General features: G+C 59.8%; 22 protein-coding genes and 2 riboswitches. Of the genes, 20 read left to right on the forward strand and 2 right to left on the reverse strand.

The genetic code is table 11. The features are described 5' to 3' along the window. Positions 1-77 precede the first annotated feature (77 nt). Positions 78-282, forward strand: a riboswitch (cobalamin riboswitch). A gap of 83 nt (positions 283-365) precedes the next feature. From AC2TCY_RS06420 to cobJ, 7 genes are read left to right on the forward strand one after another with little or no spacing between them, the layout of a single operon-like run. Continuing rightward, positions 366-749 (forward strand): DUF1636 family protein, encoded by a 384-nt coding sequence (locus AC2TCY_RS06420; RefSeq protein WP_480846274.1) that lies wholly within the window; start codon positions 366-368, stop codon positions 747-749. Positions 750-752: 3 nt separating this feature from the next. Further along, on the forward strand, positions 753-1,808 hold the full coding sequence (gene cobW, locus AC2TCY_RS06425) for a cobalamin biosynthesis protein CobW (RefSeq protein ID WP_480846276.1): 1,056 nt from the start codon (positions 753-755) through the stop codon (positions 1,806-1,808). Positions 1,809-1,814: 6 nt separating this feature from the next. Next, positions 1,815-5,108, forward strand: coding sequence for a cobaltochelatase subunit CobN (cobN, locus tag AC2TCY_RS06430; protein WP_480846277.1), 3,294 nt, complete (start codon positions 1,815-1,817; stop codon positions 5,106-5,108). Beyond that, positions 5,105-6,232 (forward strand): cobalamin biosynthesis protein CobG, encoded by a 1,128-nt coding sequence (locus AC2TCY_RS06435; RefSeq protein WP_480846279.1) that lies wholly within the window; start codon positions 5,105-5,107, stop codon positions 6,230-6,232. Before cobN ends, AC2TCY_RS06435 begins: the two co-directional genes overlap by 4 nt. Then, positions 6,232-6,861 (forward strand): precorrin-8X methylmutase, encoded by a 630-nt coding sequence (locus tag AC2TCY_RS06440; protein WP_480846281.1) that lies wholly within the window; start codon positions 6,232-6,234, stop codon positions 6,859-6,861. Before AC2TCY_RS06435 ends, AC2TCY_RS06440 begins: the two co-directional genes overlap by 1 nt. After that, the gene (locus tag AC2TCY_RS06445) at positions 6,858-7,586 is read left to right on the forward strand and encodes a precorrin-2 C(20)-methyltransferase (protein ID WP_480846282.1); all 729 of its coding nucleotides are present in this window, start codon (positions 6,858-6,860) and stop codon (positions 7,584-7,586) included. The genes AC2TCY_RS06440 and AC2TCY_RS06445 overlap by 4 nt, the downstream gene beginning before the upstream one ends. Further along, complete coding sequence (gene cobJ / locus AC2TCY_RS06450) at positions 7,583-8,335, forward strand: precorrin-3B C(17)-methyltransferase (protein WP_480846283.1); 753 nt, start codon at positions 7,583-7,585, stop codon at positions 8,333-8,335. The genes AC2TCY_RS06445 and cobJ overlap by 4 nt, the downstream gene beginning before the upstream one ends. Here cobJ and AC2TCY_RS06455 read toward each other — a convergent pair. Next, the gene (locus AC2TCY_RS06455) at positions 8,308-9,057 is read right to left on the reverse strand and encodes a cobalt-precorrin-6A reductase (RefSeq protein ID WP_480846285.1); all 750 of its coding nucleotides are present in this window, start codon (positions 9,055-9,057) and stop codon (positions 8,308-8,310) included. The two genes, cobJ and AC2TCY_RS06455, sit on opposite strands and share 28 nt — an antisense overlap. On the opposite strand from AC2TCY_RS06455, the gene cbiE reads away from it, so the two are divergent. The 9 genes from cbiE (at position 9,056) to AC2TCY_RS06500 (ending at position 15,897) form a co-directional block, all read left to right on the forward strand. After that, positions 9,056-10,255 carry a precorrin-6y C5,15-methyltransferase (decarboxylating) subunit CbiE gene (gene cbiE, locus AC2TCY_RS06460; RefSeq protein ID WP_480846287.1) on the forward strand — a complete coding sequence of 400 codons (1,200 nt, stop codon included), beginning with the start codon at positions 9,056-9,058 and terminating at the stop codon, positions 10,253-10,255. The two genes, AC2TCY_RS06455 and cbiE, sit on opposite strands and share 2 nt — an antisense overlap. Beyond that, positions 10,252-10,620 carry a cobalamin biosynthesis protein gene (locus AC2TCY_RS06465; RefSeq protein WP_480846370.1) on the forward strand — a complete coding sequence of 123 codons (369 nt, stop codon included), beginning with the start codon at positions 10,252-10,254 and terminating at the stop codon, positions 10,618-10,620. The genes cbiE and AC2TCY_RS06465 overlap by 4 nt, the downstream gene beginning before the upstream one ends. Then, complete coding sequence (cobM, locus tag AC2TCY_RS06470; RefSeq protein WP_480846288.1) at positions 10,617-11,411, forward strand: precorrin-4 C(11)-methyltransferase; 795 nt, start codon at positions 10,617-10,619, stop codon at positions 11,409-11,411. Before AC2TCY_RS06465 ends, cobM begins: the two co-directional genes overlap by 4 nt. Then, on the forward strand, positions 11,398-12,720 hold the full coding sequence (locus AC2TCY_RS06475) for a cobyrinic acid a,c-diamide synthase CobB (RefSeq protein ID WP_480846290.1): 1,323 nt from the start codon (positions 11,398-11,400) through the stop codon (positions 12,718-12,720). The genes cobM and AC2TCY_RS06475 overlap by 14 nt, the downstream gene beginning before the upstream one ends. Then, on the forward strand, positions 12,717-13,445 hold the full coding sequence (cobA, locus tag AC2TCY_RS06480) for a uroporphyrinogen-III C-methyltransferase (RefSeq protein WP_480846291.1): 729 nt from the start codon (positions 12,717-12,719) through the stop codon (positions 13,443-13,445). Before AC2TCY_RS06475 ends, cobA begins: the two co-directional genes overlap by 4 nt. Next, a complete protein-coding gene (gene cobF, locus AC2TCY_RS06485; RefSeq protein ID WP_480846292.1) occupies positions 13,438-14,181 on the forward strand; it encodes a precorrin-6A synthase (deacetylating) in 744 nt (247 codons plus the stop codon). Before cobA ends, cobF begins: the two co-directional genes overlap by 8 nt. A 43-nt stretch (positions 14,182-14,224) precedes the next feature. Beyond that, positions 14,225-14,430, forward strand: a riboswitch (cobalamin riboswitch). Between the two features lie 36 nt (positions 14,431-14,466). After that, a complete protein-coding gene (locus AC2TCY_RS06490; protein ID WP_480842572.1) occupies positions 14,467-14,637 on the forward strand; it encodes a CbtB domain-containing protein in 171 nt (56 codons plus the stop codon). Positions 14,638-14,641: 4 nt separating this feature from the next. Next, positions 14,642-15,340 carry a CbtA family protein gene (locus AC2TCY_RS06495; RefSeq protein WP_480846372.1) on the forward strand — a complete coding sequence of 233 codons (699 nt, stop codon included), beginning with the start codon at positions 14,642-14,644 and terminating at the stop codon, positions 15,338-15,340. A gap of 62 nt (positions 15,341-15,402) precedes the next feature. Further along, positions 15,403-15,897: a hypothetical protein gene (locus AC2TCY_RS06500; RefSeq protein ID WP_480846294.1), complete on the forward strand. Its 495-nt coding sequence runs from the start codon at positions 15,403-15,405 to the stop codon at positions 15,895-15,897. Here the strand turns inward: AC2TCY_RS06500 and AC2TCY_RS06505 are convergent. Further along, complete coding sequence (locus tag AC2TCY_RS06505; protein ID WP_480846295.1) at positions 15,894-16,238, reverse strand: DUF1636 family protein; 345 nt, start codon at positions 16,236-16,238, stop codon at positions 15,894-15,896. The genes AC2TCY_RS06500 and AC2TCY_RS06505 overlap by 4 nt on opposite strands. 150 nt (positions 16,239-16,388) lie before the next feature. Between AC2TCY_RS06505 and AC2TCY_RS06510 the strand changes: the two genes are divergently transcribed. The 4 genes from AC2TCY_RS06510 to AC2TCY_RS06525 all read left to right on the forward strand — a co-directional run bounded on the left by AC2TCY_RS06510 (position 16,389) and on the right by AC2TCY_RS06525 (position 21,268). Continuing rightward, on the forward strand, positions 16,389-16,847 hold the full coding sequence (locus AC2TCY_RS06510) for a DUF302 domain-containing protein (RefSeq protein WP_480846296.1): 459 nt from the start codon (positions 16,389-16,391) through the stop codon (positions 16,845-16,847). A 79-nt stretch (positions 16,848-16,926) separates the two neighbouring features. Then, positions 16,927-18,546, forward strand: coding sequence for a thiamine pyrophosphate-binding protein (locus AC2TCY_RS06515; RefSeq protein ID WP_480846298.1), 1,620 nt, complete (start codon positions 16,927-16,929; stop codon positions 18,544-18,546). After that, positions 18,533-19,717, forward strand: coding sequence for a CaiB/BaiF CoA transferase family protein (locus AC2TCY_RS06520; protein ID WP_480846300.1), 1,185 nt, complete (start codon positions 18,533-18,535; stop codon positions 19,715-19,717). Before AC2TCY_RS06515 ends, AC2TCY_RS06520 begins: the two co-directional genes overlap by 14 nt. Positions 19,718-19,897: 180 nt before the next feature. Then, complete coding sequence (locus AC2TCY_RS06525) at positions 19,898-21,268, forward strand: tetratricopeptide repeat protein (protein ID WP_480846302.1); 1,371 nt, start codon at positions 19,898-19,900, stop codon at positions 21,266-21,268. The last annotated feature ends 28 nt before the right edge of the window (positions 21,269-21,296 follow it).

Consider the following 21,296-nt stretch of genomic DNA (forward strand, 5'->3'; position numbering starts at 1 on the left):
AGCGACGCCGTCACGTCGCTTTTTACCCCCTTATGCACAAGATGCACGCGACTCGCTTGACAAGGCGCCCGCCCGTACCGCATGTCGCTTCCGTTGGTGTCCATTTTATGGATGAAAAGGGAATGCGTCAGCGGTCTACCGTCAAACGCAGCCGCCCCCGCGACCGTGACCGGAGAGGGTGCCCAATGCCACTGGCCTGCAGGCCGGGAAGGCGGGACATCCGACAGGGTAATCACCCTGACATCTGCAAGCCGGGAGACCTGCCAACACCCGAAGTAGAAACCGGACGGGGTGTTCCGGTGTCGGGTCCATGTCGAGACACGTGGCCCGCATGAGACCCCGTCCCCCACGAGAGGTTTGGGGGGATGAGAGACTTGAACGAGACCGCATCAGTCGAACTGCTGGTCTGCACAACCTGTCGACGCGGTGAGCCGGTCGAAGACGACGCACAGCGACCCGGAGCGCTGTTGCACAAGGCTCTGGCTGGTGTCGAGTGGCCCGAGGGCATCACTTTGAAACCTGTCGAGTGTCTGTCGAACTGCGACCAGGGCTGCTCGATCGTCTTGCGCGGTGGGCCCGCGCGCTGGACTTTTGTCTATGAAAACTTGAACGAAGCCAACGATGTCGAAATCATCGTCGAAGGCGCAACCAAATATCTGGCCACCGAAGATGGCCTGGTGAAGTGGCGCGAACGTCCTGAACATTTCCGCAAGAACTGTGCGGCCCGTATTCCCCCGATTGGAGCCTGATGAATGAGCAACCTCGAAAAACTCCCCGTCACCGTTATCACCGGCTTTCTGGGCTCGGGTAAAACCACCCTGATCCGCCACCTGATGCAGAACCCGCAAGGCAAGCGTCTGGCGGTGGTGGTCAATGAGTTCGGCGATGTTGGCGTCGACGGCGACATCCTGAAATCCTGCGCTATCCCGGACTGCCCGGCGGAAAACATAATGGAACTGGCCAACGGCTGCATCTGCTGTACCGTGGCCGACGATTTCATTCCAACCATCGAGGCCCTGATGGCACTGGAGCCGCGCCCCGATCATATCCTGATCGAAACCTCTGGGCTGGCGCTGCCGAAACCGCTGCTGAAAGCGTTCGACTGGCCCGATATCCGCTCGAAAATTACCGTGGATGGTGTAATCGCCCTGGCCGATGCCGAAGCTGTTGCAGCCGGTCGCTTTGCGCCGAATGTCGAAGCTGTAGACGCCCAGCGCTTGGCCGACGACTCGATCGATCACGAAACACCCCTCTCCGAAGTGTTCGAGGATCAGATTTCCTGCGCAGATATCATTCTGCTGACAAAACCAGATCTTGCGGGCCCCGAAGGCGTAGCCAAAGCCAAAGAGATCATTGCCGCCGAGGCCCCTCGCCCTCTGCCGGTTGTCGAGGTTGCCGAAGGTGCCGTGGATGTCCGGGTTGTACTGGGGCTTGAGGCGGCCGCTGAGGATGACATGGACGCTCGTCCGTCGCATCACGACGATCATGATGACCATGAACACGACGATTTCGAAAGCATCGTGGTTGAACTGCCCGAACAAACCGATCCCGCCAATCTGGTTGCCAATATCGAGCGTCTTGCCAATGAACTGAACATCCTACGCGTCAAAGGTTACGCTGCTGTTTCCGGCAAACCTATGCGCCTGCTGGTTCAGGCTGTTGGCGCCCGCGTTCGCCATCAGTATGACCGCCCCTGGAAAACTAGTGAAGAGCGTCGCTCGCGTCTGGTGGTGATTGCCGAGCATGACGACATCAACGAGGTCGCGATTCGCGATATCCTTGTCGGTGTCACCGAAGCTGCTGTGTAAAAGAAAATGCACGTCGTCTTCCGCGAAAGCCACGGGTTAGAAGAGACAGAAACCCCAACCGACCTGGGTCAGAGCCCGGCGGATCTGGTGGTTTTGTCCTTTTCCGACAGCGACCTCGGTGCTTTCGCGGCAGGCTGGCATCGCGGCGGGGGACCTGATGGTCGGATGCCGACGATGCGGTTGGCCAACCTGACAGCGTTGAAGCACCCCTTGTCTGTTGACACCTATGTCGAGCAAACGCTTGAAGGCGCCAGGGGTATCCTGATCCGTCTCATCGGCGGTGTCCCCTATTGGGCATACGGCTTACAGCAAGTTCTGGCGCTAGCGCAGGCCAAAGGCATTGCTCTGGCCGTGCTACCAGCCGACGGGCGCGAGGATACACGGCTGGACGAGTATTCCACCTTGCCTGTCTCGACCCTACGAAGACTTGCGCACCTGTGTGACACAGGAGGAGAAGTTGCGGCACAAGCGGCGCTTGCGCAGTTGGCGTTGGCGGCTGGGCTTTACGCCGGACCGGTGATGGGCGCAAAAACCTTGCCCGATTGCGGCGCGTGGTGCCCGGATCGCGGGGTAGTTCCAGCGGAAACCGCGCTTACGGGTGACGCCAAATGCGTCTTGGTTACTTTCTATCGCGCCTACCTGACGTCTGCCGACACTGCACCCGTTGCCGCCCTGATACGGTGCCTGCGTGCACGTGGCTTCGAGGCGATCGGGCTTTTCGCTCCTTCACTAAAAGCTCCGGCAGCTGCCGGCTGGCTGCGCGAACAGGTCGTCGAATTGGCCCCATCGGCGATCATCAACGCCACCTCTTTTTCAGGCAAAGGCGCGTCGGGCACCTCTCCGTTGGACGCTGCCAATGTTCCGGTGTTTCAGGTTGCGCTGGCCACCTCTCGCCGCAAGGCATGGATCGAGGCAGAACGCGGTCTATCACCTGCCGATCTGGCCATGCATGTAGTGCTGCCCGAAGTGGACGGGCGGATCTCAGCGGGCATCGCCTCGTTCAAGGAACCGGGCAAGCGCGATCCGCATCTGGAATATTCCCGCTTTGCCCACCGGGCCGAGCCGGAGCGGATCGAGGCCATCGTCGATCGCGTATCCGGCTGGCTGAAGTTGTCAGACACGCCCAATTCACAGAAAATACCAGCCTTGGTGCTGTCCACATACCCTGGCAAGGACTGGCAGATGGCGCATGCGGTTGGTCTGGATGCACTGGCTTCTGCCGAAGCGATATTGTCTGACCTTCAAGGCGCAGGCTACGACACTGCCCCCGCTGAACCTATTGCCGCCACGTTGTTGGACGCGCAGATTTCATGGCCATTGGACCACTACCTTTCGGCCCTATCGGGTTTACCTGCACAGCTGCGCGCGGATCTCGAAACGGTCTGGGGAAAGCCCGAGGACGACCCATCCTTTGCAGAAGGCGCAATTCATTTTACCGCCCTTCGTCGCGGTAAGGCCCTTGTGGCCTTGCAACCCGAACGCGGCATACCCGAGCTGCGCGATGACGACTACCATGACCTGTCGCGCACCCCGCGCCACAGCTACGTCGCGTTCTATCTGTGGCTACGCCAAGGCCTCGGCACAGATGCGCTGATCCACATCGGTGCGCACGGAACGCTGGAATGGCTGCCGGGAAAATCGGTTGCCTTGTCATCTGAGTGCTGGCCCGAAGCACTGATCCGCGACCTGCCAGTGATATACCCCTTTATCGTCAATGATCCCGGAGAGGCCGCGCAGGCCAAACGCCGGATCGGGGCCGTTACGCTGGGCCACATCCCGCCTCCGATGAAGGAAAGCGGCACTCCGGATCGCATGGTGCGGCTGGAATCTCTGCTCGATGAATTCTCGAACGCCGACGGGCTGGATCCCAAGCGCCGCGACCGGTTGCAAGCCGATATCCGGGACGAGGCGCAGGCCATCGGGCTGGAAAACGATCTGGGTCTTGATCAAGCCACCAGCACCGCCGAGGCGATCACTCGCATCGACCGCTTTGTTTGCGATATCAAGGAAAGCCAGTTCGGTGACGGGCTGCATATCTTTGGTCGCGTGCCCGAAGCGAAAAGTAATTTCAATGCTACGCCGTCTGCGCATGCCGAACGCGCCGCGCTGCTGGACGCTCTGGCTGGACAGCGGATCGCGGCAGGTCCGTCAGGCTCGCCTCATCGTGGGCGGGCTGATGTGCTGCCGACCGGGCGCAACCTTTTTACGACCGACCCGCGGTCAGTGCCAACTCGCGCAGCATATACGCAGGGTGTGAAGCTGGCCGAAGAACTGGTCAGGCGGCACCTACAGGAAGAAGGCGATTACCCGAAGGGTCTGATCGTCGATCTCTGGGGCTCGGCCACCATGCGTACGGCAGGTGAAGAGTTCGCTATGGCATTGCATCTGCTCGGCGTGAAACCCGTTTGGGACAAAGGATCGGAACGGGTTTCAGGTATCGAAGTTCTGCCGATTACCGATCTGGACCGCCCGCGCCTGGATGTGACCCTGCGCGTCTCAGGTCTGTTTCGGGATGTGTTCCCGACGCTGTCGGCACTTTTTGGTCAGGCAGTGCGCGCGCTGTCCGAGCGCGACGAGGCGCCCGACTGGAATCCATATGCGGGACATGCCCCTGCTGCCCGAGTCTATGGTCCGGCACCAGGCAGCTATGGTCTGAGTATGACCCACCTATCCGAGACCTACACGGACGAGGCCCGCGCCCAGGCCGGACAAGCGTGGCTGGATGCCAGTTCCTTTGCGCTGGAAGGTGAACATATCGCACAGGACGTTGAAGGCATCACGCAACGCGTCAGCGACGCCGACAGCTTTGTGCACCTGCAAGACTTGACCGAGACAGATCTTCTGCTCGCCAACGACTACGCCACCCATGAGGCCGGGTTTGCGGCGGCCAAAAAGATCACCGGCGGCGCCGCGCAGCTTTATCACCTCGACAATACGAACCCGGAAAACCCTCGTGCGCGCACCTTGCCAGAAGAAATCAGCCGCGTGGTTCATGCTCGGGCTGCCAACCCCGACTGGATCGCCGGAATGCAACGTCACGGATTCCGTGGCGCCGCCGAGATAGCGGCGACGCTGGATCACATGGCCTCATTTGCACATCTGTCAGGCACTGTTGCACCGCATTTGTTCGATCTCTACCACGATGCAACGCTGGGAGATGCCGAAGTGGATGCCTTCCTGCAAGGGGCCAATCCGCAAGCCTATCAAGCCATGCAGGATCGGTTTCGGGCTCTGCTCGATGCCGGTTTGTGGAACACGCGCCGTAACTCGATACGGGCAGATCTGGAGGGATTGGGATGAGCGCTCCGATCGTAAAAGGCTGGTGCCCTGGTGCACATCGACCAATGATGTCGGGCGACGGCCTGGTCGTACGAGTGCGACCCAGACTAGCGCGGCTGGACGCGGATCAAGCGTTGGGTCTGTGCGATCTGGCCCTTCGGTTTGGCAACGGGACCATTGATCTGACGAATCGCGCGAACTTGCAACTGCGTGGCGTTCAGGAGTCTGACCATAGGCCGCTGCTTAAAGAACTGTCTGCCCTGAACCTGCTGGACTCTGAGCCCGGCATCGAAGTACGGCGCAACATTCTGGTCTCTCCTCTGTATCAAGCGGGTGACTTGACCACGCGGCTGGCTAAGGAACTGACTGACCGCCTGGAGGAATTGCCCAGCCTACCCGCCAAGTTTGGTTTTGCCATCGACACCGGCCCCGCACGGCTGTTGGTGTCAGATTCGGCAGATATCCGGCTGGAGCTTGGCGCGGATGGGCTAATTCTTCGGGCAGACGGATCAGGGACCGGACGCCGCGTGACCGAAGCCGAAGCTATCGACCGCCTGATAGATCTGGCCGGTTGGTTCGCCGGAAATTTCACGCCCAACACCCGCCGTATGGCGCGATTGGTTGCAGAGCTAAGCCTGCCGCAAGACTGGCAGGGCAGCGACCCCGGCCCTGTCGGAGAGCGTATCGAGCCGGGCGATCATACCCTAGGCACGCTTTATGGCGCACCTTTCGGTCAATTGCCCGCCCAGCAACTGAAAGATCTGTTTGAAAAATCGAGTGCTTCCGCTTTGCGGGTCTCCCCTTGGCGGTTGATCCTGCTGGAGGGCGGCGCGACGGTTCCGACCTTGGACTTTGTTACCGATAGTGCAGACGCACTGATGACCACGGATGCCTGCCCCGGCGCGCCTTTCTGCCCGCAGGCGCAGGTGACAACACGCGATATTGCCCGCAGTTTGGCGCCGCGCGTATCTGGCAGCCTGCACGTGTCTGGCTGCGCTAAAGGCTGCGCCCGGATGGGCCCGGCGAATGTGACTTTGGTTGGCAATTCCGGACGATTTGATCTTGTCAAACAAGGCCGCGCAGGGGATGAGCCCAGCCAGCGCGGGCTGACCCCCGAAACACTTTTGACCATGGACCTGACCTGATGCCCTATGAATACGAAACTGATGGCGCGGCGATCTACAAAGAAAGCTTTGCCACGATCCGGTCCGAGGCCGATCTGGCCCGCTTTGAAGCTGATGAGGAACAGGTCGCCGTCCGCATGGTCCATGCCGCCGGGATGGTCGGGCTGGAGGAATTCGTGCATTTCTCGCCCGGCTTCGTCTCGACTGCCCGTACCGCCCTGGAAAACGGCGCGCCGATTCTGTGTGACGCGCGCATGGTCAGCGAAGGCGTCACCCGTTTTCGCCTGCCTGCGGACAACGAAGTGGTTTGCACCTTGCATGATGAACGCGTTCGCCCTCTGGCGACCGAAATGAGCAACACCCGATCCGCCGCCGCGCTGGAGCTATGGCGGCCCAAGCTGGAAGGCGCGTTGGTCGCAATCGGCAATGCACCCACAGCTCTGTTCCACCTGCTGAACATGCTGGAAGACCCTGAATGCCCGCGTCCGGCAGCCATTATCGGCTGTCCGGTAGGTTTCGTCGGCGCGGTGGAATCCAAGGACGCCTTGTGGGAGGCTCAGCCTGTGCCGTCTTGCATCGTAAAGGGCCGTCTCGGCGGCAGCGCCATCACCGTCGCCGCCGTCAACGCCATTGCGAGCCGTGCGGAATGAGCGCGGGCAAGATATATGGTCTGGGCCTCGGTCCCGGCGACCCGGATTTGATGAGCGTTCGGGCAGATCGACTGTTGCGAAATGCACGCCACGTCGCGTTCTTCCGCAAACCTGGCCGCAGCGGGCAGGCGCGAAAGATCGTAAACGGCATGATCCCCAGCGAAGCAGTGGAATTCCCTATGGAATACCCTGTAACCACGGAAATCCCCGTGACCGACCCGCGCTACAATGAACTGCTCGCCGCATTCTATGAGGATTGCTCCGCGCATCTAAAAGCACTGGCGGACAGCGGAGAAGACGTTGTTGTTCTTTGTGAGGGAGATCCGTTTTTCTACGGATCTTTTATGCACCTTTACAGTCGCTTGCGCGATGAAGTTGATGTTAATGTTGTACCTGCCATCACCGGGATGTCTGGGGCCTGGACTGCGACGGGCGACCCAATCACCTGGGGCGATGACGTTCTGACGGTGCTGGTTGGCACCTTGCCTGAAGACACTTTGGCAGAACGTATGGCTCAGACTGACGCTCTTGTGGTGATGAAGATCGGGCGCAACATCGACAAGGTGAAGCGTGCCCTGAAAACGGCGGGCCTCTATGATCGCGCGTGGATTGTGGAATACGCACAGATGCCAAACCAAACCGTGACGAAACTGTCCGAGGCATGCGAGAAAGTGACACCGTATTTCTCAATTATCATCGTGCATGGTCAGGGACGTCGTCCATGAGCGGCTGGGTCAAGATCGCTGGCCTTGGGCCGGGCAACGAAGACTTGGTGACGCCAGAGGTTTCGACGGCGCTGGCTGAAGCAACGGATGTGGTGGGGTACATTCCCTACGTTGCACGTGTGGCAGAGCGCGAGGGGTTGACCTTGCACGCCAGCGATAACCGCGTCGAGATCGACCGGTCTCAACACGCGTTGCAGATGGCTGCCGAAGGTAAGCGCGTGGTCGTGGTTTCTTCGGGTGACCCAGGTGTTTTCGCCATGGCGGCGGCGGTGTTTGAGGCCCTGGAAAACGGCCCGGAAGAGTGGCGCGATATTCAGATCGACGTGCTACCGGGGATCACCGCGATGCTCGCCGCATCCGCGCGCGCCGGTGCCCCTCTGGGGCATGATTTCTGCGCCATCAACCTTAGCGACAACCTCAAACCGTGGTCTCTGATCGAAAAGCGCCTACGTCTGGCAGCTCAGGCCGATTTCTCGATGGCCTTCTACAATCCTCGATCGAAGTCTCGGCCGGGAGGGTTTGTAAAGACACTGGAAATCCTGCGTGAGGAATGCGAACCCGAACGCCTGATCCTGTTCGCCCGCGCCGTCTCGCGCGCTGATGAGGCGATCCGCATTTCGACTCTGGCCGAGGCGACACCGGACATGGCGGACATGCAGACTGTGGTGATTGTCGGATCTTCGCGCACACGCGTGATCGAACGGAACAACACCCCGATTGTTTACACGCCGAGGTTCACTCCGGAATGAGCCAGCCAGTCCAGAACCTGCGTCACACTCGACAGTTCCGTCCGCTCCGGCAGGACGGGGCGGTCGATCATCAACACCGGCACACCCAGCGCCCGCGCGGCGTCCAGCTTGGCGCGCGCACCGGTGCCGCCTGCATTCTTGGACACAACAAGTTCGGTCCTGTGGCGTTCCATCAGCGCCCGGTCACCTTCCACTGTGAACGGACCGCGCGAAACGACCACGTCGCAGTCCGGCAGCGGCAACTCTCCCGGCTCGTCCACCAGTCGAAGCAAGTAGTTGTGTTGGGGTTGAGCGGCGAAATCCTCAAGGTGCATCCGACCAACAGCCAGAAAGACACGCTGCGTGTGACCCGACAGGGCATCGACCGCGTCCGCGATATCGGGAACGTGGTGCCAACGATCCCCGGCCTGAGGGATCCAGGCGGGGCGCGTCAGCGCCGCCATTGGTGTATTCGTCAGGCTGCACGCTACATCCGCGTTTCGGCTCATCTGCGCCGCAAAGGGGTGGGTTGCATCAACCACGTGGCTGATACCATTTTCGCGGATGTATTGCACCAACCCTTCTGCACCCCCAAAGCCGCCGATACGCATCGGCAAGGGTTGTGGGCGCGGGCTGTCTACACGCCCGGCGTAAGAGTAGGTGGCTGTAATACCCTGTTCGGCAACAGTTTTGGCCAATGCGTTGGCCTCGGTCGTACCACCAAGGATCAGGAGGTTGGACATGCGTGAGACTCCGTGGCTGACCGTTCTGGGACTGGGCGAGGATGGACTGGATGGCCTGTCGCCCGCAAGCCGTCAAGTGCTGGACAACGCCGAAGTTGTCATGGGACCGCCGCGACATCTGTCGTTGATCCCTGAAACCAGCGCAGAACGCATTGAATGGCCGGTTCCGTTCGCCAATGGCTTACCGATCCTGAACGATCTGCGTGGGCGCCGCACAGTCGTTCTCGCCTCGGGTGATCCATTTTGGTTCGGTGCCGGATCGGTTATCGCGCGCAATTTCGAAGCCGGAGAATGGGCCGCACTGCCCGGCCAGTCGACCTTTTCGCTGGCAGCTGCCCGGCTAGGCTGGCCGCTGGAGAGCACGTTGACCTTTGGCTTGCACGCCGCGCCTTTGACTCGCCTGCGACCTCATCTTTCCACTGGACTACATGCCATTCTGCTGCTGCGAGACGGCAAGGCAGTTGCCGAGCTGGCTTCCTACCTGACTGAGACCGGCTTTGCCGATAGTAAGCTTCACGTCATGCAAGCTCTGGGTGGGCCGCGTGAAAACACCCAGATTGTGTCGCTGACCGAGGCGCTGATGGGGACGTTTGACCATCCGGTTTGCGTCGGGCTTGAGGTCACGGGTCCCGGTCGCGCTTTCCCAAAGGCCTCGGGCAAGCCGGACGACATCTTCGAAACGGATGGACAGATTACCAAACGCCCGATCCGCGCACTAACATTGTCGGCTCTGGCGCCGCAAAGAGGTGAGCGTCTCTGGGATATCGGTGGCGGCACTGGATCGATCAGCATCGAATGGCTGATGTGTGATCCGACGCTGACCGCCACCACGATTGAACCGCGCGCGGACCGCGCGGAGCGTATCCGGCGCAATGCGGACTCTCTGGGGCAGGACCGGCTGGACGTGGTGCACGGCACAGCGCCTGAAGGCTTGGTTGGTCTACCCCGGCCGGACGTAGTTTTCATCGGCGGTGGATTAAGCACCGAACTCCTGAGCTGGCTGCACGAAAATCTGCCTCCTGGCACCCGTCTGGTCGCCAACGCCGTTACATTGGAAAGCGAATCTCTGCTTTCAGAGTGGCACGCGAAACTGGGCGGGGACATGCTGCGTATCGAACTGGCGCAAGCAGGCCCCCTTGGTCCCCGGCGTGGCTGGAAATCCGCATATCCGGTGGTGCAATGGAGCGTGATACTATGATCGTGGCCGGTATCGGATTTTCCTCCGCCGCAACTGCGGACAGCCTGCGTGCCGCATTCCATCTGGCATCTGTAGGTCAACACATTGAAGCACTGGCAACAGCCGCTGACAAAAAGGGACACCCGGCGCTTGCCGAATTCGCCGAGACCGCTCGCTTGCCCCTGCACTTCGTTCAAACCAACGATCTAACCGGACAGCGTACCCTCACCTGCTCGCCCCGTAGCCGCGCCACATATGGCACTGGCAGTGTGGCAGAAGCATCCGCCCTTGCCGCCGCCGGACCCGGTGCGCGGCTGATCTCTCCCAGACAAATCTCGGACGACCGGCTTGCCACTTGCGCCGTCGCCATCGGAGGACAATCATGACCGTTCATTTCATCGGCGCCGGACCGGGCGCTGCCGACCTTCTGACCCTGCGCGGACGGGATATCATCACCTCTTGTCCGGTATGCCTGTATGCTGGGTCTCTGGTGCCCGAGGAGATTCTGAACCACTGCCCCGAAGGCGCAAAGATCGTGAATACGGCACCGATGGACCTGGATCAGATCATGGCCGAAATCGAAGCCGCGCACAAAGCGGGTCAGGATGTGGCGCGGCTGCATTCAGGTGACCTGTCTGTCTGGTCGGCGATGGGCGAACAGATCCGCCGCCTGAAAGAGATGGGCATACCAGTCAGCGTCACCCCCGGCGTGCCGTCGTTCGCCGCTGCAGCCGCCGCACTTGGCACAGAACTGACCTTGCCTGGTTTGGCGCAGTCGGTGATCCTGACCCGGACACCGGGTCGCGCCTCGTCAATGCCTGAAGGCGAGACTTTGGAGAATTTCGCACGGACCGGGGCAACTTTGGCCATCCACCTTTCGATCGGCAATCTGGACAAGGTCATCGCTGACCTGACCCCAGCCTATGGCGCAGACTGCCCGGTGGCCGTTGTCTACCGTGCCAGCTGGCCGGATGAGCAGATCATTCGCGCGACGCTGGAGACGCTAAAAGACGGATTGGACGAGAGCATTTCGCGCACCGCGCTGATCTTGGTCGGCCCAGCGCTGGCCGGTGAAGGGTTTGACGAAAGCTGCCTGTATTCCAAAACCTACGACCGCCGTTACCGCCCGCAAAGCGCCGACAGCCCGTGGTCGAGCTGGAGCCATGGCGATGACTAACCCTCCGGGCTTATTAATCTCCGCGCCCTCGTCGGGCACCGGAAAAACCACCGTTATGCTGGGATTGCTACGGGCACTGGCTGAGGACGGCATGACCGTGCAACCCTTCAAAAGCGGACCGGATTACATTGATCCCGCCTTTCACAGGGCGGCAGCGGGGCGGGCCTCGTTCAATCTGGACAGCTGGGCAATGAATGAGCCCTTGCTGAGTGCGATTTCGACCCAAGCCGAAGGGGCAGACATCGTCATCGCAGAAGGTTCGATGGGCCTGTTTGACGGCGTTGCCAAGCCCGGAGAGTTGGGCCACGGGTCCAGCGCCGAGACTGCATTGCGCATGGGCTGGCCGGTGGTTCTGGTGCTGGATGTGGGCGGTCAGGCGCAATCTGCGGCGGCAACAGCGCTGGGGTTCCGCATGTATAACCCAGACCTGCCGTTTGCCGGTGTGATCCTGAACCGCTGTGCAAGCCCAAGGCATGAACGCCTGACCCGGCTGGGCATGGAACGTGCTGGCATGCCGGTTCTGGGCGTTCTGCCCCGGCGCGGCGACTTGACCCTGCCCGAAAGGCATCTGGGGCTTATCCAAGCGGTCGAGCATCCAGATCTGGAAAATGCGATCGCCGGATACGCCGCTTTTTTGCGCGAACACGTAGATCTTGAGGCGATCAAGGGTGCGGCTTCCTCAGGCCCAATTGGGCCATCGTCTGCCGCGCTGCCGCGCCCTCCGGCTCAGCGAATTGCCCTCGCGCGGGATGCGGCGTTTTCCTTTACCTACCCGCACCTTCTGGAAGGTTGGAGTGCCGCAGGGGCGGAGATCCTGCCATTTTCCCCTTTGGCTGACCAAGCACCTGCCGAAGATGCAGATCTGGTCTGGCTGCCTGGCGGATACCCGGAACTGCATGCGGGAACTTTGGCGGCTGCCGACAAGTTCCTGACCGGCCTACGAAAGCACGCTGAAACACTGCCCGTACACGGTGAGTGCGGTGGATATATGGCGTTGGGCGAGGTCCTGATTGACAAGGAAGGGACCGCACACCAGATGGCTGGCCTGTTGGGGTTGGTGACTTCGTATGAAAAGCGCAAGTTCAACCTTGGTTATCGTCGGGCGGAACTGCTGGCGCCGATGCCGGGTTTTGCGGCCGGAACGGCGATGCGCGGTCATGAGTTTCATTATTCGTCGATTGTTGAGCAGCCGGACGCGCCGCTTGCACGCGTTTTTGATGCCGAAGGGGCAGAAGGCCCGCAGACGGGCTCGCAACGGGGCAACGTCACCGGCACGTTTTTTCACTTGATCGCAGAGGCATCGGCATGAGCGGCTTCGTCTCATTCATCGGCTCGGGTCCCGGCGATCCGGAGTTGCTTACACTCAAAGCCGTGGACCGGATGCAAAAAGCCGACGCGGTATTGTTCGACGACCTGAGCAGCGGCCCAATCCTGACCCATGCACGCGCGGACGCCGATCTGGTGGGCGTGGGCAAACGCGCCGGCCGTCCTTCGCCCAAGCAGGATCATGTCAGCCGTTTGCTCGTGGAATATGCACAAACCGGACAGCATGTGGTGCGCCTCAAATCCGGTGATGGCGGCATGTTCGGGCGTCTGGAAGAAGAACTTGTCGCGCTGCGCGACGCCGGGATCGAATATGAGATCATTCCCGGTATTCCCTCGGCAGTTGCCGCAGCTGCTGCAGCAGGCATTCCCCTAACCCGTCGCCTGACCGCACGGCGTGTGCAGTTTGTCACCGGCCATGATGTCAGCGGCAAGTTACCTAAAGACCTCAACCTTCCCGCATTGGCCGATTCCGGCGCGACAACGGTTGTTTTCATGGGTAAGCGTACTTTTCCGCTGCTGGTCGAAGCTCTGCATGCGCACGGTCTGTCGTTGGATACGCCTGCTCTTATGGCCGAGTCGGTTTCGACCCCTGATCAGGCTTTGCACCGTTCCACAATCGGCGCCCTGTCAGAGAAGCTGGCAGCAGAGATCGGAACCGCCCCTGCTCTGATCCTGTATGGACCGCTGGCGGAGTTCGGCGATGATTGAACTGAACCTCGTCGGTGTTGGTACCGGTAATCCCGATCACGTGACCTATCAGGGCGCGCAGGCGATTCGAGCGGCTGATCTGATTCTGATCCCCCGCAAAGGTGATAACAAAGCCGATCTGGCCGGAATTCGCGAGCAAATCATCGCGCATGTGGCGGACACGCAACCAAAGATTGCCTATTTTGACATCCCTCAACGGCGGGCCGAAGACGGATACCTGCGCGGAGTGGATGAATGGCATGACGCCATCGCGCGGCGATGGAGTGAAGTGATTGACGCCCATCCCGAAGCGCACACCGTTGCGTTATTGATTTGGGGCGATCCTTCGCTTTACGACAGCTCGCTTCGGATTGCCTCGCGGCTGAACCCGCAGCCGAAAACGCGTGTGATTCCAGGTATAACGGCATTGCAAGCGCTGACGGCCGCCCACGCAATACCGATCAACGACATCGGCGCGCCCTATGTCGTGACGACCGGACGCCGATTGCGCGACGAAGGCTGGCCCAAGGCGGCGTCAACCGTAGCGGTTATGTTGGACGGCGAGTGCTCTTTTCAAAGCCTCGAGATGGCGGAATACTTCATTTGGTGGGGGGCTTACGTGGGAATGAAAGAGGAAATCCTGATCCATGGCCCTTTGAATGATGTATGTGAAGAGATTCTGGCCAGTCGCGCTCGGCACAGGGCTGCGCATGGCTGGATCATGGATATCTATTTGCTGAAAAAGCGCGAGAACTGACCGAAAACGTCGCAATTGGTCATTGCGTGCACGGGCTTATCGCGGCTAAATGAAAACGTCTGGTCCTGCCGGAGTCATCCGGATGCTAAGAGGGAATTTGGTGCGGCCTGCGCGCAGGTCAAATCCAAAGCCGCCCCCGCGACTGTAAGCGGTGAGCCCTGTTCAACCAGCCACTCCCGATCTTGGGGGGAAGGCGAACAGAGGCACTGACCCGCGAGCCAGGAGACCTGCCAGGCGAACGTAGAAACACCGGCCGTCGGGTGCGGCGGCATTGGAGGACAAGAAATGACAACACAAACTCAAACGGCATCAGTCGCACGCACAGGTGTACTCTCGGCTCTGTTCGCTGTTGCGCTGGGTCTGGGCATCATCACCCTGACCGGCCACGTTCAGGCGGCTGCGCTGCATGACGCGGCACATGACGTACGCCACGCAACCGGCTTCCCCTGCCACTGAGACAATGTTCAGTCGCATTCTGACCAGCGCGTTGTTCGCTGGTGCTGCAGCGGGGCTGATTGCCGCCTTGCTGCAGCTTGCGTTTGTGCAACCTGTTCTGTTGCACGCCGAACTGTATGAATCAGGAGAGCTGGTGCATTTCGGGGCCGAGGCAGTGTCTGCCCATCCCGAATTGCCGGGCATGTTCTCGGACCTGACCCGCGACGCGCTGAGCGTGATCTTCACCATGCTGACCTATACCGGTTATGCGCTCGTGCTGATTGCCGTGATGTCGGTGACAGAAGGTCTGGGACATAAAATCGATGGCCGAACTGGAGTGCTTTGGGGCCTCGCGGGTTTCATAGCCTTCCATATGGCACCTGGCTTTACACTGGCACCGGAAGTTCCCGGTGTTGCGGCTGCCGACGTCTATGCCCGCCAAGTCTGGTGGTTCGCGACAGTGGCTGCAGCCAGCGTTGCCATGTGGCTGATCGCCTTTGGAGGCAACCTCATCAGTTACGTGGTCGCGGCCGCTCTGCTGATGGCCCCGCATGTGATCGGTGCACCGGAACCTGATGTCTTCACCGGTCCTGTGCCAACGGAAATCGGTGCCCTGTTTGCAGCCCGTGCCTTTGGTATAGGTTTGGTCGCGTGGGTTCTTGTTGGTTCTTTCGCCGGGTACTTTTGGCAGAAAGAATCTAAGCACGCTGAAGCGAACGCTTGATCAGCCTCAAATAATGCCCGTCGGGACAATCCCGGCGGGCTTTTGTTTTTCAAGGATAAGAAATGTCCCGCTCACTTGCTCTGTTTGCAATTGGTCTGGTCTTTGGCGGAGGCGCAGGGTTTGTACTGGCCGCGGCCAATGGCGTCACTTTCGACGGCCATGACCATTCCGATCCTTCTCATCACGGCGGCGGCCAAGCCGAAGCGATGGCCCACGACCATTCCACTGCTGTTAATCTGCCAGCCGGCCCGAACGCACCCGGTCTGGAGATCGCGGTGATCCAGGACCCCATGGCAGGATGGAACTTGCACGTCATGCCTCAGAACTTCCGGTTCTCGCCGGAAAACGCATCGGCGGCTGACAAAGAAGGTGAAGGTCACGCTCACGTTTATATCAATGGCGAAAAACTGGCGCGGCTATACGGCAACTGGATGCATATCTCTGATCTGCCTAAGGGTGAGGTCGAGGTTTCTGTCTCGTTGAACGCCAACAGCCACAGCCCGCTGATGGTTGATAACGTGCCGGTCAGTACGGCAGTTACGGTTCAGGTCGACTAAAACGCCGGAATGCGTGCACGCAGACACATTCGAAGGCGTCCGCATGGTCGGGCGTCGTCAATCCAGCCGGACGGGCTGTTCAAAATCGTCTGACATGTCGCCGCGATGTCTTCTGCATCCGCAACGACATCAATTCCTGTAAAAACGTATGAGGCGATCCCTTGCCCCTGCAATGCCAGAGCCGTTGGCGTTTCGCAGCCACTGAAGCAGGCATGGGCACTGATCTGGACCCGATCCTCCAGGCCTGACTTGGTCAGTGCCGCTTGTACGGCCTGACGTTCGGCACCGCGATCGCGCGTGCCAGCGCAGCTTTCACAGATCAGCAAACGAATCTTGTTCAACTCGGCCTCACATCGATGCATCTGCGCGTTTTTTGCGTGTTTCGGTTCTGCGGTGCAAGCCTCGGCCGCGCTTTCACGCACAAGAATGTGAGTGCGCCACACAGCAAAGTCTGGCAACAATCGCGCACCCGAACCATAGGAGGCGTAGCGATGAAAGCACTCATACCCGTCTTTTGCATGCTGGCCTTGCCCGCCTTGGCTGAAGAGCCATTGGCCGGATGGGCCGTCTATCCGACCGAAAAAACCTATGAACAGTTGGTGGACGACACCAAGACTGCTGTGAAGGAAAACGGCCTGATCGTTGTCACGCAGGCTGGTCCCACCAAGGCAGCAGCGGCCCGTGGCATCGCCATACCGGGCAACCGCGTGATCGGTGCTTTCAACAATGATTACGCTGTGCGCGTTTTGGAAACCTCCACCGCTGCGATGATCGAAGCTCCGATCCGGTTCTACGTGACCGAGAATGAGGACGGAAACGCCACCCTGTCTTACAAAACGCCCAGCTTTGTCTTTGCACCCTATGCGGCAGAAGGCGGGCAGGCTCTGGCCGAAATTGCCAACGAGCTGGACGCCAAGTTTCAGGCCGTGGCCGAATCCGCAGTCAAATAGTCACACTGGCGTGAACCACCTTGCGTCCGGGGGCGTCCTCCGCAATCTGCTTGCCAATAAACACTTCGGAGCATGACTGATGCAGGATCCTTCTCCCCGCGCCGCGGATCTTCTGGCCCAAAGGTTGTACGAGGCCGGTTGCCGCCATGCATTCGGTATGCCCGGCGGCGAAGTATTGACACTGGTGGATGCGCTGGAGACGGCAGGCATTACCTTTCATCTGACCAAACATGAAAACGCCGCGGGTTTCATGGCCGAAGCCGTTCATCATCGTGACGGTGCACCAGCCATTCTTGTCGCGACGCTGGGCCCCGGTGCGATGAACGGAATCAACGTAGTCGCGAACGCCTTGCAGGACCGTGTGCCAATGATCGTGCTGACCGGCTGTGTCGATGCACATGAGGCGCTGACCTATACCCATCAGGTGATGGACCATTCTCAGGTCTATCGCTCGATCACCAAGGGTACATACCTGCTTACTGCCGAAGGTGCCGACGTAGTCGCGGACAAAGCGGTATCTCTGGCAACGCAGCCGCGCCCCGGCCCAGTGCATGTCGATGTGCCGATCTCGGTTGCAGATACCCGTGTGACTGGCGTGAAACGGCGCAGGTTGGCCAAGGTTGCGCCTGTTTCTCCCGAAGGAGAATGTCTGGAAAAGGCCCGCCGCTGGGTTGCCGAGGCCGAACGCCCAATAGCAATTCTGGGTCTGGACATTCTGTACGACGACTCGCGCTGCCTGGTTCGGGCATTTCTGGAACATTTCGGCATACCGTTTGTAACGACCTACAAGGCCAAGGGCGTCATTCCCGAGGATCACCCGCTTTGTCTGGGCAGTGCGGGGCTGTCGCCGCTGGCTGACAAGCATCTGGTCCCTCTGATCGAACAAGCCGATCTGGTTTTGTGCCTGGGCTATGACCCGATCGAGATGCGCCCCGGCTGGCGCGAGATCTGGGATCCCGAGGAAAAACGCGTCATCGATATCTCTGCCGTGGTCAATGACCACTACATGCATCAGGCGGGGCTGCATCTGGTCGCAGACACCAGCGCAACGCTGGAGGCCATTGCCAAAGGAAATCCGGCCCGCGAAACATGGTCTGATGGCGAACCTGCGGAGGTCAAAGCAGCCCTGGTCAAGGCCTTTCCGACCGACGAAGACTGGGGCCCTGCCGCCGTTATTGCGGAAACACGAGCCGCCCTGCCCGCTGATACGCTGGCGACAGCGGACAGCGGCGCGCATCGTATCCTGCTAAGCCAGATGTGGGAGTGTTCCGAAGAACGCGGATTGATCCAGTCTTCGGCCCTCTGCACCATGGGTTGTGCGATACCGATGGCGATAGGTCTGAAACTGGCGGAACCCGAGCGCCCCGTGATCAGCTTTTCCGGCGATGCGGGATTTCTGATGGTGGCTGGCGAGCTCTCGACAGCCGCCGAAATGGGCGGCAATCCGATCTTTCTGGTCTTTGTGGATGCCAGCCTTGCGCTAATCGAATTGAAACAGCGCCAGCGCCAGATGGGGAATCGTGGTGTTGATTTCGACCGTCACGATTTTTCCGCCATGGGTCGGGCGTTCGGCGGAAATGGACATACAGTGCGCAACCGCTCAGAACTGCGCACAGCATTGAATGAGGCCATGAAAGCCGACAAGTTCACAGTTATCGCAGCAGAGATCGACCGCGGAGGCTACGATGGCCGCATCTGAAGGCCCCCTGAATGGCGTCAAGGTTCTGGATCTTAGCCGCATTCTGGCCGGACCCACCTGCACTCAGCTGCTTGGGGATCTGGGTGCAAGCGTCGTCAAGATCGAAAACCCCGCTACTGGGGGCGACGACACGCGGCAATGGGGGCCACCCTATGCCGAGGACGCAGACGGCAACCGTTCGGACCTGAGCGCTTACTTCATGTCCTCGAACCGCAACAAGAAATCGGTCGCCGTCGATATCGCTACAACCGAAGGCCAGGCCGAAATCCGGCGGCTGGCGTCACATGCGGATATTCTGATCGAAAACTTCAAACCCGGCGGTCTGGCCAAATATGGGCTGGATTATCCGTCCCTGTCGCAGGAACTTCCGAGCTTGGTCTATTGCTCGATCTCGGGTTACGGCCAGACCGGCCCAAACGCCTCTAAACCAGGCTACGACCTTATGGCTCAAGGCTATGGTGGGGTCATGTCCCTTACGGGCGACCCCGAAGGACCGCCAATGAAAGTCGGCGTCGGCATTGCAGACGTCATGTGCGGAATGTACGCATGTGTCGGGATTTTGGCTGCCCTGCGGCACCGCGATTTGACTGGCGAAGGCCAGCAGATTGATCTTGCCCTCGTGGACGCTCAGGTTGCTTGGCTGATCAATGAGGGCGTGAACTATCTGACATCGGGCAATGTCCCACAGAGGCGCGGCAACGGTCACCCGAATATCGTGCCATACGACGTTTATGAAACCTCCGACGGGCATGTGATATTGGCGGTCGGAAATGACAGCCAGTTCCGAAGGTTCTGCGGGTTCATTGAAAAACCCGATCTCGCCAACGACCCCCGTTTTTCAACCAACCCCGCCCGGCTTGAAAACCGGGATGCGTTAAACGCCGTCCTGCGTCCGGCGGTTCAGTCCCTTGCGACCAGCAAGGTCATCGAAGGGCTTGAAGCGCTGAAAGTGCCAGTTGGTCCGGTGCAAACTTTGGATCAGGTTTTTGAAACGGATCAGGTGGCCGCGCGGCAGATGCAAATCACCATGAAAGCTGCGCCGGGCGCAGTGCAATTGATCGGAAATCCTCTGAACCTATCCCGCACACCTGTAACATATCGCAGTGCCCCGCCGACCTTTGGTTCGGATACTGAGGCCGTCTTGAACGCCGAAAACCCCTTTGAGGATTGAAACACTCCGCAGGTTTAAGCGGCATGTTGCTGAAACATGCCCTTGAATCGGCGGTTTTTTTCGCGTTTTCCACACACAGCTTTTCACCAATTCGAGAGCAGGGTCGATACTGTTACGACCCGCTGACACACTCTGCTACATCGAACAGTGTAGAATTTTGCAACCGGATTGGACCCAAGCATGAAACAAGACGTTTTTGGACAGATGAACACCCTGAGCCAGCCGACAAGTGTCGAAGCCTGGAATGGTGTTCTGCTTGGGTTCATGGCGCATGCCGCAGTTACTCCGCAGCATCTTGGCAAAGTGCTCGAGCTTGAGCCCCAGTTCGCACTGGGTCATGCGGTCAAGGGCCTGTTCTTTGTTCTGCTGGGGCGGCGCGAGATACTGCCGGTTGCGGTCGAGGCTCTGGCTGCCGCCAACACGGCCATGGAACAGCAGCCCGTGTCTGAGCGCGAGCGTTTGTATGTCGACGCTCTGGCCATCTGGCTGGCAGGTCACCCCTCGCAATCTGTTCAGAAATTCGAAGAGATCCTGCGCAAGCATCCGCAAGACACATTGGCAATGAAGTTGAGCCACGCGGCGCGCTTTGTCCTGGGCGATGCGCAAGGTATGCGCCGGTCGCTGGAACGGGTCATGCCCGCTTATGAACCGGACCACCCGGGCCGCGGATACCTTCTGGGTTGCCATTCCTTTGCGTTGGAAGAAACAGGCGCCTACGAAAAGGCCGAGATCGCTGGTCGCCAGGCTCTGTGGATGGTGTCCGATGATGCCTGGGGTCTGCACGCAGTCGCGCATGTACACGAAATGACCGGCAATGCTCAACTGGGCCTCGATTGGCTGGCCGGGCGTGAGGACGCCTGGGCCCATTGCAACAACTTCCGTTATCACGTCTGGTGGCACAAAGCGCTGATGCATCTGGATTTGGGGCAGGTCGATCATGTGATGAACCTGTACGACGAGTATATTCGCAAGGATAAGACCGACGACTACCGCGATATCTCGAACGCAACCTCGCTGTTGTCGCGGCTGGAGCTTGAAGGTTTTGACGTCGGCAACCGTTGGGAAGAACTGGCGGACCTCAGTGCCGCGCGGACCGAAGATGGCTGCCTGATCTTTGCCGACCTGCATTACCTGCTGGCCTTGACTGGTGACAATCGTAACGAGGCGACAGCCAGGATGCTGAGCCGAATTCACAAGGACGCATCGCAAGCCGACAATGACACGACACGGCGCATGGCCGACCCGGGTGTCGCGGCCGCGATGGGGCTTGAAGCCTTTGGCGACGGTCAGTATGGGCTTGCATTTGACCACCTTGCAAGTGCCCGTGGTACAATGCAGCTGGCTGGTGGCAGCCACGCCCAACGTGATGTATTCGAGCGCATCACAATTGATTCCGGCCTGCGTGCCGGTCGCCTGGATGAAGTCGAGCGCATTCTGGATGACCGTCGCGCCAAACGCGCCGGAGGCGAAGACAATTACGCACTTGCGCGCCGTGCATTGATCGAAGCGGCCCGCGACAGTGGCGACGCACAAAGCGTCCCCGCCGAATAACAAAAAAAGACAAAAAACCAAGAAGGAC

The sequence above is a fragment of the Ruegeria sp. HKCCD7181 genome (assembly GCF_057221055.1).